Below are 16,428 nucleotides of genomic sequence, written 5' to 3'. Positions count from 1 at the left end.
CGATTCGGATTCACACAGTATACATGACAGTTCTTAACGCGAGGCTTCCAAGTTCTTAACAATTACTTAAGATTTTGGGTTCGCACCTCTTATGTATTTCGGCTTGTTCCCGGCAAATTCCTTGGCGTACAATGAATATAACCTTTTTTAAAAATCGGGGTGAATGGAATGTCGATCCCAAACGTTCGAAGTAGACGGCATGGGCAGGAGTAGAACCGGGCTTGGCAGCCAAGGGCTGGTCAAGGGTATCTGCCTAATTAAGGCTAAAACAGCTATGCTGGCCTTGCAAGCATATCTTCGCCTATTTCTTATATAGCCGGATGACCCGACTGGTGGATATGCCCTTATTCACTGCTAAAAAAGAAGTCTTCCGCATGCACCCGCCTGCCGGACGATAACAATCCGGGCACGCCATGACCCGGTATCCGCTCCTCCTAAGGCGAATGTGACCAACAGCAAGCGTCCAATATTCTCCTGACGAAAGGTGGAGCTAACCATGAATTCACAATCTTACGAGCATTTTTATGATGCGATCGGGGCCATCAACGGCTGGGACTTCAGCCAAGTCCGATGCATAAGCGAAGGCGCGGCATGGGATTTCTACGATACGGTGCGGCAAGCGTGCCGGAAAACCGATTGTCTGCTGGATATCGGAACCGGGGGCGGGGAGAATGCATTGTCTATCGCGTCCTCCCTCGCCTTCCTGATCGGGATCGATCTTTCCCGCCCCATGATCGAGGCGGCGAGCCGGAACCAGCGCCGGGCTTCGGTGACGAACGCGCGCTTTATCCCGATGAACGCCGATCGGCTGGAATTCCCGGCAGGGCTGTTCAATCTGGTCTCCTGCAGGCATGCACCATTCTCTGCCGCGGAAGCGGCCAGGGTATTAACCGATGACGGCGTACTCATCACCCAGCAAGTGAGAGAATCCGATAAGTCGAACCTGAAGAAGGCCTTCGGCAGAGGGCAAGCCTTAGACCAGGAAGACGGCGCCTTAAGGGATCGCTATATCGCAGAGTTACGGGAAGCAGGCTTTCGCGATGTACAATATGCCGAGTACGATGCTGCCGAATATTATGAACGCGACGAGGATCTGCTCTTTCTGCTGAAGCATACGCCGATCATTCCGGGCTTCGGGGAGGATGAGCAGGATTACCGCATTTTGCAGCAGTTCATCGATGAGTTCCGCGAAGCGCGCGGCATTCGGACGAACGCCGCCCGGTTTATGATCATTGCCAGGAAGTGAGGTGCGGCTCTGGGCAGCATGTCTACTACGGAAGCGCGGTAGATTTGAATTCGAGCATTACGCCAAATTCGCTCCTCGCTTGGTTCACGCCTCTATTTAATAGACGACTTATAACAAAAAAAGTCTGCCTCAAGGTCCATTGCCCTGGGACAGACTTTTTCATAAATAGCAGCACGTATGCTTCTAACTAGCCGTTCACGAGCAGCTCCTTCAGCTGCTTGATCTGCTTCCGCTCGCCGGCCAGAACCAGCGTTGAGCCAGCCGTCAAAATATCGCTCGGCCCCGGATTGATCTTCTGTTCATTCCGCTTCACAATCGCCAGCACGTTGGCGCCGGTTCTCTGGCGAACCTCCAGCTCGGCGATCGTCTTATCGACGCATTTGTAATGCGGCTCGATACGCGCCCACTCGATGATCAGATCCTCGAGCGTAACCTCGATCGTCTCCAGCGCCTTCGGCTTGTAAGTCATGCCGCCGATAATGCCGGCGATTTGACGGGCCTCATCGTCCTCCAGCGTGATTTGGGAAATCGTCTCATCGGGGTTGTCATCTTCAAAATGGTACATTTCTCTGCGGCCGTCATCGTGGATAACGACAACCAATTTATCCCCTGATCTCGCCTGGATCACAAACTTCTTCCCGATACCCGGCAGGTCCGATTCGCGAATAATACTCATCTGTAAATCCTCCGTTCTGGGTTCATTCAATCTCTTGATTATATAGACTCCTTGTCAGAAAGTAAATCGGCTTGGTTCATCTTCTTAGACATTCTTCTTCTCTTTCTTTACGGGGTCGGTCCATTTGAATATTTTATTCATTCCATGGTACATAAGCTTCGATTCTTTTGCAAACAGCGGACCCAGAATCGCCAGAATCAGGACATACAGCGCGGAGAAAGGCTTAAGCACCGCCGCCAAGCCTCCAGCCAGGCCCAGGTTGGCCACGATAATGGTAAACTCCCCGCGGGCCATAATGGTAAGGCCTATGTTCAGAGACGACTTATGCTGCAATCCGGCCTTTCGTCCGGCAATCATGCCGGCCACGATATTGCTGACGATTGTCAAAATCACCGCTCCAAGCGCCAGCCAGATCGCATCTCCCAGTGTGGTCGGATCAATGCTGAGGCCAAAGCTGAAGAAGAAGATTGCTCCAAAGAAATCACGAAACGGAATCACCAGATGCTCAATGCGTTCACTATGCTCCGTCTCCGATAAGGCAAGCCCGAACAGCAAAGCGCCGATCGCTTCGGCCACATGCAGCGTTTCGGAAAATCCGGCAATAAAGAACATCGCCGAGAACACGACGATAATAAAAATCTCACTCGACGTAATATTAAGCAGCCGATTAAGAATCGGAGGCCCTTTTCTCGCGATAACAAAAAACAGCAGCATGTACGCGATGGATATGAGGACCGAAAGGACCGTCCCGCCAACCGTCGTGGATCCGCCAAGCAGCAGCCCGGACATAATCGATAAGAACACCGCCAGGAAAATATCATCAAACAGGATAATCCCGAGAATCAGCTCGGTTTCCGCATTCCCGGTCCGGCGCAAATCCACCAGCACCTTGGCGACGATCGCACTGGAGGACACCGACAGCATCCCTGCAATAATGAGCGTCTCATAGAAAGACATTTGAACCAGAAAGCCGTAAGCCAGGCCCAGAACAAAGTTCAACAGCACATAGATGGAGCCGCCGACGACGATATTGCGGCCGGATTTGATTAGTTTCTGAACGGAAAACTCGAGACCCAAATAAAATAGCAAAAACAATATCCCCATCTGTCCCAGAAAATGAATGATTTCCTGGCTTTCGATAAACCGGAAGTCCAGAATCCCGAGCTTAGGCGCATGCGGTCCGACCAGCATTCCAAGCACAATCAGAAACGGGATGATGGAAAACCTCAGTTTACCTGCAATGATGGAAGCAATCGCTACCAGCAGCAGCGCTGTTCCGACTTCAAATACGATATGGTCCATAGCTGTAGTTCCTTCCTTCTGCCCAATCATAATAACGGATCGAACATCCATTTCAGCTGCTTTCGGCAGATCGTCATTAGCATCTACATTATTTCCAACTAACGAAGCAATATCCAAAATGGTATGGGGAGGCAAACCGAGCAACAGGAATCTGTATGGATCGAGCCTGACCAGACAAGCATCTAGGTTTCATATGCAAAAAAAAAGATGCCCCCCGGCTGTCCGGAAGCGCATCGCTTGAATATCGTTATGTTGTTTATTTGAACCAGCCTTTTTCTTTGAACCGCGTAATGGCTTCGATCCGGTTGCTAACGCCGAGCTTATCCAGAATGACCGAAATATAATTTCGGACGGTGCCCGTCGTAATAAACAGCTGGCTTGCAATCTCCTTCGTGTTCTTGCCGTCGGCGATCAGGCCTAGCACTTCCTTCTCGCGCTCGGTGAGCGGGTTCTCCTCACCGCTATAGGCTTCATCCACAAGCTCCGAAGCATAAATCCGCCTTCCGGCCATAATGCTTCGAATCGACGTGGCCAGCTCCCCGCTTGGCGTATCCTTCAGCAAGTAGGCATTGGCTCCCGCCTTTAATGCCCGTTCGAAATATCCGGGTCTCGCAAAAGTCGTAAGGATCATGATTTTGCAGCCGCTATCCTTGATCGCCTCCGCCGCTTCAAGGCCGTTCATGAGCGGCATTTCGATATCCATAATGCATATATCCGGCTTATGGATCCGGACAAGCTCTACCGCTTCCTTCCCCGTTCCTGCCGTTCCGACCACCTGCATATCCGGTTCAAGATCAAGCAGCGAGGCTAGCGCGCCAAGCAGCAGCCGTTGATCCTCGGCGATGACGATTCGGATCATATCCCCGTCCCCCTTTCCGACATTCTGTGAACGCTCGGGACCCGAATAATGAGCGTTGTCCCTTCGCCCGACACAATCTCCAGGCTTCCATTGACGAATTCCAGACGTTCTCTCATTCCACGAAGCCCGTTGCCGGGATGGACAGCATGCCCCATAATGCCCGTTCCATTATCCTTTACCCTGACGATAAGCTCCGTCTCGGTCTGCTCCATCGAAATGGTGCAGACCGTTGCATTGCTGTGCTTTACAATATTGTTGACCGCCTCTTTCAGGCACATGCTGATGACGTTCTCATTCATTAACGAGATATTGTCCGGCGTGGTTGTACCTTCTAGTGTCAGTTCAATCTGCGCTGCCTTCAATATCTGCTGAATCCGGAACATCTCATCCGCAATTCGGGTGCCTCTCATCCTGGTCACCATCTCGCGGACCTCCGTTAAGGCGGTTCGGGCAGTCTGCTGCACATCGTCGATTTCGGCCTTTGCCCTTTCCGGATCCTGTGCGATCAGCCTGCCCGCCAGATCGCTCTTCAAGCCGATTAACGACAGCTTCTGCCCCAGCGTATCATGCAGATCCCTTGCAATCCGCTGCCGTTCCTCCAGCTTCACCAGCTCCGAAATCCGTTTGTTCGCATCTTCCAGCTGCCCCTGCAGACGGTCGTTCTTGTTGCGGTTATAGTTGGTGACCGGAAGCAGGATGACCCCGACAACGCTGACGAGCACGAACGGCAATTGCGTAATGAAGAGCGGGTTTCTTGTCAGCAGGCCGTAGTTGACAGTAATGAGCGTCGTCAGCAGATGAATGGAATACAGCGTAATGAACCCGACTTTATGTTTAATATTCCCGATAAAAAATGCGAGAAACAGCGAGAAATACACGTAACCGAACAGAAGGGACATCGTGATCGATATGAGAATCTGCAAACTTGTCCAGAAATATACGAGCCAGCCCTTCGACAAGAAGGACAGCACGTAGAATAGAAAGAACATGCCGATCATCAAGATGCCCATAACGATCTGGTAGGTGGAGGTTGACCGGAAGATGAAATAGAACGGCAGAATATAAAAGACGACCCATACATAAGGGCTCAGCCCCGTGCTTCTATGAAAAATCTGATACCATTTTTGCATGAAGTCCCACCTTTTAGTAACCGCCGATTAGGTCAATTTCATCTTCCGTATACCTTTCCCTTGCCTGAGCGGGGCGTCGTGCCCCCGTAACATCCTCTATCCTTATTCTTACCCTGAATCCAAGCTAAGATTTACTCTGCACGACCGTTCTACCCTTGATCGCGCTGACCTCCGGAACGGAAGCCGATCCTTGCGGCTTGCGCAGCAGCGCCTTGGCCTCCTTGAAGGTAACAAACACTTTCCGCTCTTCATCCCATAATCGGAAGCTGATCGATTTGAAGCTCGTTTTTAATGTGATGGTCGTTGCCTTCTGAAGAGGCGGAGAAGCTTCATGCGCTTTTTCCAGATTGTAATTCGGAACCTTGGGACTTAGATGATGGACGTGGTGAAATCCGATATTACCGGTAATCCATTGCAGCGGGCGCGGCAGCTTGTAATACGAGCTTCCCTCCACCGCCGCATTGACGAAGCTCCATTCTTCATCATGCTCATAATAGGTGTCCTCGAATTGATGCTGAACGTAGAACAGCCAAATGCCCAGCATGCCCGAAAGAAGGAAAATCGGTGCCTGGATCAGAAGGAATGCCTGCCATCCGGTCGCCCAGCATAGCAGAGCGTATAGCACGAGAATCGATCCGTTCGTAATGTACGTGTTCAGCTTCTCCTTGCGCCCGGCTGCCTTTCGGTTGAAGCGGTAAGAGACGAGGAATACCCAGATCGGCCCGAGACCGAACATCACAAGCGGATTCCGGTAAATTCTGTAGGACAGCCTTTGCCACAGCGATGCATTGCGGTATTCTTCCACCGTCAGCACCCACATATCCCCGATTCCCCGTTTATCGAGATTGCTGCTCGTTGCATGATGGATCGAGTGGGTACTCTTCCATTGCTCATACGGGCACAGCGTCAGAATGCCGGTAATCGTGCCGAGAATCCGGTTGGCGCGGCGGCTCTTAAAGAACGATTGATGACAGCAGTCATGAAATATAATAAACGTCCGGACCACAAAGCCGGAAGCGATCAGCGTAATCGGAAGCGTCAGCCAATATGATACCGAAAGGCTCAGGTAAGCTGCATACCAGAGCAGTATCAATGGAATCAGTGTATTCAACAGCTGGCGAATGCTCGCTTTGGTATCAATTACTTCGAAAGGAGTCATGTTTTTTTTCAAGCTGGACAATCTGTTATCGGGCTTAGCCATCGTTGTCTTCCCCCTCGTTTTAAGGCGCAAGGACGTTAGAAATGAATCGGTCACGCACTTGTCTTCTTTAATTATAGACAGTGGGAGGTGTGCACCGTAGTCATAAACGTCATTTCGAGGGGATGACAAATATCATATACCGCTTGGTTTTTGACTCGTTAGGCTAAGTTCGAGTCCCGCTCAACTCCGTGTATCCGCCGGGAACACGAGTCCGATCTGCCTTCTGGCCTCCTCCATGATTTCTGCAGTAATCAGAGAATTCGCCAGGGTGTTGACTGCGCTCTCCCTTTCCCCGCATTTTAGGAGATCGATGAATTCCCGCACTTCGTAATACATGGATTCGTGGGTCTGCAATTGGGTCACGTTCTCGATCGTCCCGTCCCGGTAATGAATCTTCACGTCATACGGCTGGTTGATCTTATCGATGATCATCGTCCCGATCTCGCCCTGGATTTCAGCCGGCGCGTAGGAATCACTGATTTTGGAGTGCATAATGACAGCGTCCATCTCAGGGTATGACAGAATCAAGCTTCCTTCCCCGTCCACCCCGGAGGAGAGCATATAGCCCGAAGCCTTCACGGTATCCGGCTTGCCGAACAGGGTAACCATCGGATAGAGACAGTAGATTCCCAGATCCATCAGCGATCCGTTGGAAAACTCGGGATTGAAGGCGTTCAATACAGTCCCCTGCTTAAAAGCATCATATCTCGAAGAATATTGGCAGTAGCTTGCAAAATAGCGCCGGATCGGGCCAAGCTTGTACAGATTGTCCCGCACCGTTTGAAAATTCGGCATCAAAGTGGACTTAAGCGCCTCCATCAGCAGAACGTTATTTCTTTTGGCGGCGTCGATCATGGCTTGAACCTCGCTTGCATTCGAGGCCATCGGCTTCTCGCACAGCACATGCTTGCCGTGATTCATGCACCGGATCGCCTGCTCCGCATGGTATGAATTCGGGCTTGCAATATATACGGCGTCGATTTCCGCCTCTTGCAGCATTTGATCCAGATCGGTGTACACATCGGGGTCTGCATATTTAGCCGCAAACGCCCGTCCCTTCTCCTCCGTGCGCGAATAAACCGCTGCGAGCAGAAACTCCTCCGCCTCCAGGGCTGCTTGAAGAAAACGCTCCGTTATCCAGTTTGTGCCGATGACGGCAAATCGGGTAGTCATCCTTATATCCCTTCCCTTCCTCTAGGTTCTTGTTCCTTCAAAAGCGAGAATCCGTTCCTTGGCCGCATCCGGTATCGGCGTACTCTTGCCGGTAGCCGTATCGATGAGCACGATCGTCCCCCGCCCGGCGGCTTTCAGCTCGCCGCGCACGACTACGGCGTAGTGCACATCCATGGAGGAGCGTCCGATCTCAGCCACTTTGACGCGCAGCTTAAGCGGATCCTTCAAATACAGCTGCGCCAGGTACTGGCATTCCAGATCAGCCACAACCGATACATGCTTCTCGCTGAATAAATCCTCGGTTAAGCCCAAATGCTCGAAGTATTCAATCCGTCCCTGTTCAAAATACATGAAGTAGCTGACATTATTGACATGACCCAGCATGTCCGTCTCGCAATAACGAATTTTGATTGGAATCTCGAAATGGAATGAATCGATCCAGGTTTGCGGATCAGGTTGTACAAAGGTTGGTTTTTTCATGATGAGTCCCCCTTCTATGTAATAAAGAAGCCGCGGGTGCATTTGAACCGGATGTGGGCAAGACCATAATGTATGCCGCTTGAATCGCCGTGCTCCGCGATATTTTGATCTGATGATTCGGGAAGAAAATCCGTTTACAAAGGCGATCTCTGCCTTTTCTACGGATCATTTTACTCCCTTGCCTGCATCTCATTCTATTGTTCATCCGATCTGTCAGCCTTCTACAAGGATAATGAATCCGCGCCGGACCCGTCAACTGCCTTGTGGCTGCGAAAGCCGGAAGGTCCGCCAACCTACCGGCTTTTTCTCCACGTCGGCAAGCCTCTCTCCAGAACAAGCAAAGAGGCAGCACGGGTTATGCCGTACTGCCTCTATCGTTATTTCCTTGATATATAACTGTGGATGCTTTGTTGCCTGTTGCTCTATTGCTTTGTTGCTCTGTTGCTCTGTTGCTCTGGTGCTCTATTGCTCTGGTGCTGGTGCTATTGTTCTCTGATACTCTGGTGCTCTGCTCACTCTGTTTTGCTATGCTCACTCTGTTGCTATGGTGCATTTGTTGTTGCCTTGGTGCTCTGTTGCTCTGGTGCCGTGTTACGCCGGCTGCCATTTTGATTATTCTGAGGTTGTAATCGATGTTCTGTGAACTTTCTTTATAGCTCCGGGCTTAAATGGGTTCCTTTTCGAACATCGGAATGTTCGTCTTGATGATCTCCTCACATGCTGCAACGGGCCGCTCAAGGAAAGGAGCTGCCGCCTCGGACGTCACTTTCTCTTTCTGTAATAGGTTAGGGCCAGCGCAAGCGCCAGTACGGAGCCCTTCACGATGTCCATGGCATAGTACGGCACGGACAGCATGATCAGCCCGTTTTGCAAAATTCCGATCAGCACCGCGCCGACGAATGTTCCAAGCGCATTCGGTTTTCCTGCCCCGAAGACGGAATAGCCGATAAATGCGGCTGCCACCGCGTCCATTAAGTACGGGCCTCCTGAATTCACCTCTGCGGTCATGACGCGCGCGCCCAGAATAATGCCGCCGATGGTCGCGAACAGGGCGGATACGAGGTATGCGATCAGCCGATATCGGCTCACCGGTATGCCGGATAACGCCGCCGCCTCGCGATTGCCGCCGATCATGTACATATATCGTCCATGCTTGGTGTAGGTCAAGAACAGGTGGACGATCAGAACCACAAGCACCATAATGACGATGATCCATGGCACCTGTCCGATTTTTTCGAATGCCGTCGGGATTTTTCCGGTTGCAAAGTCGCCGCTCGGCATGATCATGTTTTGCGATATCGTTGCCCCCCGGGTATAGGTCATGGCCACTCCCTGGAAGATAAACATCGTAGCAAGGGTCATCAGCATATCGTCGATCTTGAAATTGATGACCAGGAAGGCATTGATTAAGCCAACCGCCAAGCAGATTAGCAGCGTAAGGCCGATACCGATGCCGATTTGCTGCCCGTGCCAGACGAACATGGAGATGACCAATGCATTGGCAAGGGTGGCCGTCGAGCCGACGGACAGGTCAAAGCCGCCAACCGATAAAGATACCGTTAATCCGACCGCAATGATCGTTACAATCGAAATCGAGCGGAGGATGTTAATGATATTGCTGGTGCTTAGGAAACTGTCGGCAACCGTGCCGAACACGAGAATGAGCACCGCGACCGTGATCAGCGTGCCGTATTTGTATAGAAAGTCAAACGCGAAACTCGCCGCCGGCTTCTCCTTCAAAGGTTTTGCTGTATTCATGTCAACCCGCCTCCTGTGCAATAAAGCAAAATTTCCTCTTCCGTGGATGCCCGCGTATCCAGCTCTTTCGTAATCGCGCCGTCATACATGATGTACACCCGATCGGTAATGCCGACGATTTCCGACAGCTCGCTCGAGGCATACAGCACGGATTTGCCGCGCTTCGCAAGCTCGGCCACCAGCTGAAAAATGTCCCGCTTCGCGCCTACGTCAACGCCCTTCGTCGGCTCGTCAAATATATACACATCCGCATCCGCCAGCAGCCACTTGCCGATCGCCACCTTCTGCTGGTTGCCGCCGGACAGGTTTTTCACCCTTGCCTTTTCATTCGGTGTCTTAATGCCAAGCTGGTCGATCATGTCCCTGGCGGCCTGTTTCTCTTTGCCGAAGCTGAGCCACGAGCCCCATTTGGTAAAGCGCGACAGTACAGAAGCCGTTAAATTGGCGGATACCGACTCCTCCACGAACACGCCTTCCCGGCGCCGTTCCTCGGGAACAAGCGCAATACCCTGACGCACGGCGTCGTGCGGAGAAGAGATGCGCAGCCGCTTGCCGTTCAGGGATATCTCACCCGTGGATGTGCTCGAAGCGCCAAACACCGCTCGGCACAGCTCGGTTTTTCCGGCGCCGACGAGGCCTGCCAGGCCTACGATCTCCCCTTTGCGGATATGGAAATCGACATGCTGGACTTTCCCCGGGTCATGGAGGCTGCGTGCCTCGAACGCTACCTGGCCGATCTCCCGTTCGATATGCGGAAACTGCTGCTCCATTTTGGCGCCAAGCATGTGCTCCACCACCTTCGGCTGAGCGATGTCCGCAATCCGCTGGCTTACGACATGCCGGCCGTCCCGCATGATGGTGATATCATCACAAATTTCATACAGCTCCGGAAGCCGGTGCGATATGAAAATGATGGCTACCCCGTCTTCCTTCAATTTTCGGACCAGCTTGAACAGCTGCTCGGTTTCGCTGTGGCTGAGCGGCGCCGTCGGCTCGTCCAGCACCAGAATCCGGCACTGCTTGGACACGGCTCTGGCGATCAGCACCATTTGCTTCTCCGCCAAGGTCAGCTCTGACACGAGCTTACGGCTCGGAACGCGGATGTTCATGCGTGCCAGCACAGCCTCTGCCTCTTGATGCAGCCCGTTCCAGCGAATAACCTGCCGGCCTCCCATATCATGGACCATCCGGTCGAGCATGATGTTCTCGCCGACCGACAGGTTCGGAATGAGCGCCGTATCCACCTCTTGATAGACGATCTGGATGCCCAGATCCTTCGCTTCCTTCGGGGACCTGATATTCACCTGGCGGCCATCCAGCCATATCTCCCCCTCATAATGGCTGTACGCGCCAGATAGAACCTTCATAAGCGTCGATTTACCGGCTCCGTTCGCACCGATCAGCGCATGCGCCGCTCCGGCGGCCGCCTGAAAATCAACAGCGTCAAGCGCCTTAACGCCCGGAAATGAAATTGATATTCGCTTCATTTGAAGTAAAGGCGCCGCCCCAGGCTCCGTAGCCGGGCGTGTTCTAGTTGCCTCCAAACCGCTTCGCACATGTCCTCTTCCCTTCAAATAGGATAGAGCGCCCTTATCGAATGACCGATAAGAGCGCCTGTATGCCGTAGCTTATTTTCCGTTTGCTTCTTTAAGGGCCTTCATCCAATCTTCCTCGAACTCGGTGCTGGTGCCCCAGTCAGGAATAATATTGGCCAGGTTCACCATATTGACCGCCTCGGAAGCTCCCTCCAGGCTGGAACGTTCAATCAGCACAGGCTCGAGGTTGTGGGTTTCCGGCGTTTCCTCGCCGGCAATCTTCTTGGCCAGCAGTCTGACGTTAACGGCGCCGATCATTTTCGGATCCACCGCCGCCGTCGCTACCCATGGGCTGTTCTCTTTTTGGATCAGCTCCAGGTCCGCGTTCGAAACGTCAATGCCGTAAATTTTGATCTCCGTGCGTCCCGCTTCCTCAAGCGCTCTCGCGGCGCCGATCGCGAAGGCATCCCAGGTCGCGAAGATCGCGTCGATCTCGCCCTTCGGATATTTCGTCAGGATGGCGGATACGGCATTCTGCGTGTCGAGCGAGGTTTGGTTGCTTGCAACACCGAAGCGCTCCACCTCTTTGATGCCCGGATTATTCTTCAACGTTTCTTGATAAACCGCATTTCGGCGTACCATCGGCGGAAAACCGTCGACCCATAGGTACACAATGTTAGCGTCCGGCCCCTGCTCTTCCACCAGCTTGTCCAGCGCCAGCTTCGCCAGCTGCTCGTCGTCCTGCGAGGTCTGGGTCACGCCTTCAATTTCGCTAAGTTCCGGAAGGGAGTCAAAGGTAACGACCGGAATGCCCTTCGCGGTAATTTTCTTCACGTCTTCAACGGTTGCCGGATCGTCGCCGTGCGAAATGATGAAGCCGTCGTAATCGCTATCAATCGCCTGAGCGATCGCATCATGAAACTTCGCGGAGTCTCCGTTGGCGGAGAAGGTATCGACCTTGAATCCCAGCGCCTCCCCCTCCTGCTTCGCACCTGCCAAAAATTGCGCCGTGTGGTCATCGCCGCCGATTTTGCGGACGACCATCAGCTTGACCGGATCCTTCTCGGCGATGCCTGCCGGCAGATTCTCCACCTTGTCCGAAAGCTTGCCGGCATTGCTGCCTCCGCCGCTGCCCGATTCGGCACAGCCTGTCAAGACGATGACGAATGCGAGCACGAGCGCCGTAAAACTGCGTACATGTTTACTTCCTCTCATGTTCTCTCTCCCCCTGTTTCCCCTAAAAAAGACTTTAATACAAGTAATCCTATAGGATTTAATGAGGAGCGTCAACACTTATTTTTTCGCGTTAATGCTTTACAAGGGATAGGTGGCAATAAGATGGCGTGAGAAAGGACAATTTACCTCCTTCTCCCGCCGCAAGTACCTAAAAGGAACTTGCTCCGCCCATCTACCACCATTCTCTCGCCACAGGTACCTAAAAGGGACTTGTTCCGCACAATTCACCTCCTTCTCCCGCCACAAGTGCCTAAAAAGGACTTGTTTCGCCCATTTACCGCCGTTTCCCCACCACAGGTACTTAAAAGGGACTTGTTCCGTCTATTTACCTCCATCCTCCCACCACAGGTACCTAAAAGGGACTTGTTCCGTCTATTTACCACCGTTCTCTCACCACAGGTACTTAAAAGGGACTTGTTCCGCTAATTTACCTCCATTCTCCCACCACAGGTACCTAAAAGGGACTTGTTCCGCCTACTTACCGCCTTTCTCCCGCTACAGGTACTTAAAAGGGACTTGTTCCGCTAAAGTTACCTAATAAATAGCCAACCAGAAATTCTGGCTTGCCTAAAATACAAAAGGCTCCGGACGATACACAACCGCCCGCAGCCTTGTCACACCCCGAAAGTAAAAGCCAGCGCCAGCCAAATAAGGCGCCCGCCATACTCCCGCACCTCAAAGTTCTACGCTCATTCTAAATTAGCTAAGACGCACACCCATCGTTTCAAGCCACGCCTTCGCGATCAGGCCATGGCCCGCAGGAGACGGATGCACGCCGTCCGGCGCCCAGAAGGAAGCTTCGCGCCGCACCGCAGCGGCAGCAAACAACCCGTCCAGCGGCACCAGCAGTGCGCCGTATTCAGCAGCCAAGTCCCGCACCGCATGGATCTTCGGATCGAGGTCCTCGCGCCATGCTCTCCGATCCTCCGGATGCGGAAGCACGAACGGCTCGACCATAATGAGCTTCGCGTCCAGGGCCGACTTCGTCCGTTCGATCAGCTTCCGATATCCGTCCTTGAAGTCCTGCGTGCTGGTCGGATCCCCGCTATCATAACGGCGCCAGCAATCATTGATGCCTATGTAAATCGATACCCAATTCGGCTTCAAATCCAGGCAGTCCTCTTCCCAACGCGCATTCAAATCGACCACGCGGTTCCCGCTGATCCCTCTATTCAGAAAAGTCACGTTCATTTCAGGAAAGTTCATGCCAAACCACGAGTCGACGAGCAGCGGATACCCGTTACCCAGACTGTTCGGATTATTGCGGTCACGTCCGCAATCCGTAATGCTGTCTCCTTGGAAAAGTACAATATCTCCTTGCTGCAAACGATTCATTTCATGTTCCTCCTTCATAAGTGCGAAGCTGTTGTACGTACAATGGGAAATCTAGCAGGCTGTCACAGCCGGTGAGAACGCTTTACGTTTTATATATTTGTCATGCGGTCCGCAAACTCCTCTATTTTATGGCCCTCCTCAGGAGTTTTTTTCCACATCCCCAGCAGCTCTAGACCACCTTCATGTGATACCGAGCAACGATCGACGAAGGCCTTCCGCGGTCGCCGTTAAAGATACAATCTCAATACACCAAATCCCAAAGAATGCAATCAGGCATCACAAGAAATCGAGGGAAAGGCCGCGAAAATGCCACACCGGCGCTTCTCCCGATTACCAAATTCCCCACCAGCCCTAGATAGCCGCACAGCAACGCCGAGCCCTCGTAAGCAACTCTAATATAACGCAGGACAGACTGGCCACGCCGGGGCCCTCCTTAACCGCTTATTTAAGAGATTCACTTAACCGTTTATTCAAGAAATTCATCGGAGAAGCCTGCTCAATGAGCAGCTGCAGCACTTCATTATTAGTATTAAAAGATACGTAGCGTATATCAAAAAAGCCTCTCCCAGCAAAACCCGCCGGAAGAGGCTGTTCACGATTTATATGTTCACAAAATGCTGTTCACAAAAGCTGTTCACAAGAGCAATGCGCTCGAATGCCTCAGGAAACCCGCAAACCGTCAAGCCCCGGTCGGCATAGCCACCCAGTGGCCTTCCGAAACCTCCACCAGCTCCGAATGCTCCAGATTGTACTTATCCTCGCCGGTCCGCTCTTCGAGCATTACCCGCTTTTTCTTCGATTCGATCTTCGGATCAGGCACCGGAATCGCCGCCAGCAATGACTTCGTATACTCATGCTGCGGGTTGGAGTACAGCTCCTCGCTCTCCGCAAGCTCCACGATTTTCCCCATATACATCACCGCGACGCGGTCGCTGATATGCTTCACCATGGACAGGTCATGGGCAATGAACAGGTATGTCAGGCCCAATCGATGCTGGAGTTCCTCCAGCAGCTTCACGATCTGGGATTGAATCGACACATCCAGCGCCGACAAGGGCTCATCGCAGACGATGAATTTCGGCTCTACCGCCAGCGCCCGGGCAATGCCGATCCGCTGACGCTGCCCGCCGGAAAACTCATGCGGATACCGCGTCGCGAACGCAGGATCCAGACCAACCATATCGAGCAGCTCCTCGACCCGCTTCTTGCGTTCCTGCTTGCTGCCGCTCAGCTTGTGGACATCCAGCGCTTCGCCGATAATATCAAGAACCTTAAGCCGTGGGTTCAGCGACGCATACGGATCCTGGAAGATCATCTGCATATGGCGCCGCATCGCCTTCATCTCCGAAGCCGACAGCCGGTTCACCGACATGCCCTGATATAGCACTTCGCCCCCCGTCGGCTGATGAAGACGCAGGATGGCTCGTCCCGTCGTCGATTTGCCGCTGCCGGACTCCCCGACAACGCCGAGCGTTTCACCCGCCTGGATATGGAAGCTGATATCGTTCACGGCCTTTAAAACCTTGCCTTTTCCCATGTCAAAATACTGCTTCAGCGACTTCACCTCAAGCAGCGGTCCCTTGTAATCCGTGCCGGGAACGATCAGAGGGGCCGGTTTCGGCTTCTTCTTCTCGTCCAGTCGAGGCAGCGCGTTGAGCAGCTTCAGGGTGTAGGGATGCTGAGGATTCTCGAAAATCTCCTCCGTCGTTCCCGTCTCGACAATAACGCCGTCCTTCATGACAACCACGCGGTCGCACATCCCGGCAACGACGCCGAGATCATGTGTAATTAAAATAATCGAGGAGCCGAAACGCTCCTGCATATTTTTCATCAAATTCAGGATCTGCGCCTGAATGGTTACATCGAGCGCCGTTGTCGGCTCATCGGCGATCAGCAGCGCCGGATGGCACGCCAGGGCGATGGCGATCATGACCCGCTGGCGCATGCCGCCGGAAAATTCGTGCGGGTACTGATTATACCGGGCTTCGCTGTTCGGGATGCCGACGAGCTTCAGCATCTCCAGCGCTTGCTGCTTCGCTTCCTGCTTGGACAGCTTCAGATGCTTCACCAAGCCTTCGGAGATTTGCTCGCCGATTCGAATGGTCGGATTGAGCGAGGTCATCGGATCCTGAAAAATCATGCCGATATCGCGCCCGCGGATACTCTCCATTTCCTTCTCCGTCTTCTCTGCCAGGTTTTGGCCGAGAAACAGGATTTCCCCATCCTTCATATAAGAAGGCGGGGATGGCAGAAGACGCATGATCGAGCGAGCGGTCACGCTTTTGCCGCTTCCGGACTCCCCAACGATGCCGAGCGTCTCTCCTTTACGCACCTCGAAGCTGACGCCGCGCACCGCATGGAATTCGGTATCCCGGGATTGAAAGGCGACGCTCAAATTTTTAACCTGTAAGATCGGTTCCAACTTCCTCACCTGCCATATGCATTATGTCATCGCGTAAGACGCTAATAATCTATTGACTTTTAATATATCTCAAAA

The 16,428-nt window shown here is 52.7% G+C and carries 13 protein-coding genes; 1 reads left to right on the top strand and 12 read right to left on the bottom strand.

The window, feature by feature from the left end; genetic code table 11:
* Positions 1-496 precede the first annotated feature (496 nt).
* Positions 497-1,246 (top strand): class I SAM-dependent methyltransferase, encoded by a 750-nt coding sequence (locus tag J2Z18_RS23250; RefSeq protein ID WP_007131584.1) that lies wholly within the window; start codon positions 497-499, stop codon positions 1,244-1,246.
* Positions 1,247-1,433: 187 nt separating this feature from the next.
* On the opposite strand, the gene J2Z18_RS23245 is transcribed toward J2Z18_RS23250, so the two are convergent.
* The 12 genes from J2Z18_RS23245 to J2Z18_RS30830 form a co-directional block, all read right to left on the bottom strand.
* Positions 1,434-1,922, bottom strand: coding sequence for a cation:proton antiporter regulatory subunit (locus tag J2Z18_RS23245; protein WP_007131583.1), 489 nt, complete (start codon positions 1,920-1,922; stop codon positions 1,434-1,436).
* A gap of 84 nt (positions 1,923-2,006) precedes the next feature.
* Positions 2,007-3,224 (bottom strand): cation:proton antiporter, encoded by a 1,218-nt coding sequence (locus tag J2Z18_RS23240; RefSeq protein ID WP_007131582.1) that lies wholly within the window; start codon positions 3,222-3,224, stop codon positions 2,007-2,009.
* Positions 3,225-3,480: 256 nt separating this feature from the next.
* Positions 3,481-4,083: a response regulator transcription factor gene (locus J2Z18_RS23235; protein ID WP_007131581.1), complete on the bottom strand. Its 603-nt coding sequence runs from the start codon at positions 4,081-4,083 to the stop codon at positions 3,481-3,483.
* Positions 4,080-5,213: a sensor histidine kinase gene (locus J2Z18_RS23230; RefSeq protein WP_210095437.1), complete on the bottom strand. Its 1,134-nt coding sequence runs from the start codon at positions 5,211-5,213 to the stop codon at positions 4,080-4,082. Before J2Z18_RS23230 ends, J2Z18_RS23235 begins: the two co-directional genes overlap by 4 nt.
* A 124-nt stretch (positions 5,214-5,337) precedes the next feature.
* Positions 5,338-6,414 (bottom strand): Delta(5) desaturase DesA, encoded by a 1,077-nt coding sequence (desA, locus tag J2Z18_RS23225; RefSeq protein ID WP_007131579.1) that lies wholly within the window; start codon positions 6,412-6,414, stop codon positions 5,338-5,340.
* Positions 6,415-6,594: 180 nt separating this feature from the next.
* Entirely contained in the window at positions 6,595-7,587 is a 993-nt protein-coding gene (locus tag J2Z18_RS23220) for a Gfo/Idh/MocA family protein (RefSeq protein ID WP_007131578.1), read from the bottom strand.
* A 21-nt stretch (positions 7,588-7,608) separates the two neighbouring features.
* The gene (locus tag J2Z18_RS23215; RefSeq protein WP_007131577.1) at positions 7,609-8,067 is read right to left on the bottom strand and encodes an acyl-CoA thioesterase; all 459 of its coding nucleotides are present in this window, start codon (positions 8,065-8,067) and stop codon (positions 7,609-7,611) included.
* Between the two features lie 762 nt (positions 8,068-8,829).
* Positions 8,830-9,825 carry an ABC transporter permease gene (locus J2Z18_RS23210; protein ID WP_007131576.1) on the bottom strand — a complete coding sequence of 332 codons (996 nt, stop codon included), beginning with the start codon at positions 9,823-9,825 and terminating at the stop codon, positions 8,830-8,832.
* Positions 9,822-11,312, bottom strand: coding sequence for a sugar ABC transporter ATP-binding protein (locus J2Z18_RS23205; RefSeq protein WP_040739782.1), 1,491 nt, complete (start codon positions 11,310-11,312; stop codon positions 9,822-9,824). Before J2Z18_RS23205 ends, J2Z18_RS23210 begins: the two co-directional genes overlap by 4 nt.
* Positions 11,313-11,453: 141 nt before the next feature.
* On the bottom strand, positions 11,454-12,575 hold the full coding sequence (locus J2Z18_RS23200; protein WP_007131574.1) for a sugar ABC transporter substrate-binding protein: 1,122 nt from the start codon (positions 12,573-12,575) through the stop codon (positions 11,454-11,456).
* A 720-nt stretch (positions 12,576-13,295) separates the two neighbouring features.
* Positions 13,296-13,931, bottom strand: coding sequence for an SGNH/GDSL hydrolase family protein (locus tag J2Z18_RS23195; protein WP_007131573.1), 636 nt, complete (start codon positions 13,929-13,931; stop codon positions 13,296-13,298).
* A gap of 679 nt (positions 13,932-14,610) precedes the next feature.
* Positions 14,611-16,353: an ABC transporter ATP-binding protein gene (locus J2Z18_RS30830; protein WP_007131572.1), complete on the bottom strand. Its 1,743-nt coding sequence runs from the start codon at positions 16,351-16,353 to the stop codon at positions 14,611-14,613.
* Positions 16,354-16,428 lie beyond the last annotated feature (75 nt).

The organism is Paenibacillus lactis (genome assembly GCF_017873605.1).
GTDB lineage: Bacteria > Bacillota > Bacilli > Paenibacillales > Paenibacillaceae > Paenibacillus_AQ > Paenibacillus_AQ lactis.
This window is presented reverse-complemented; position numbering and strand designations above follow the sequence as displayed.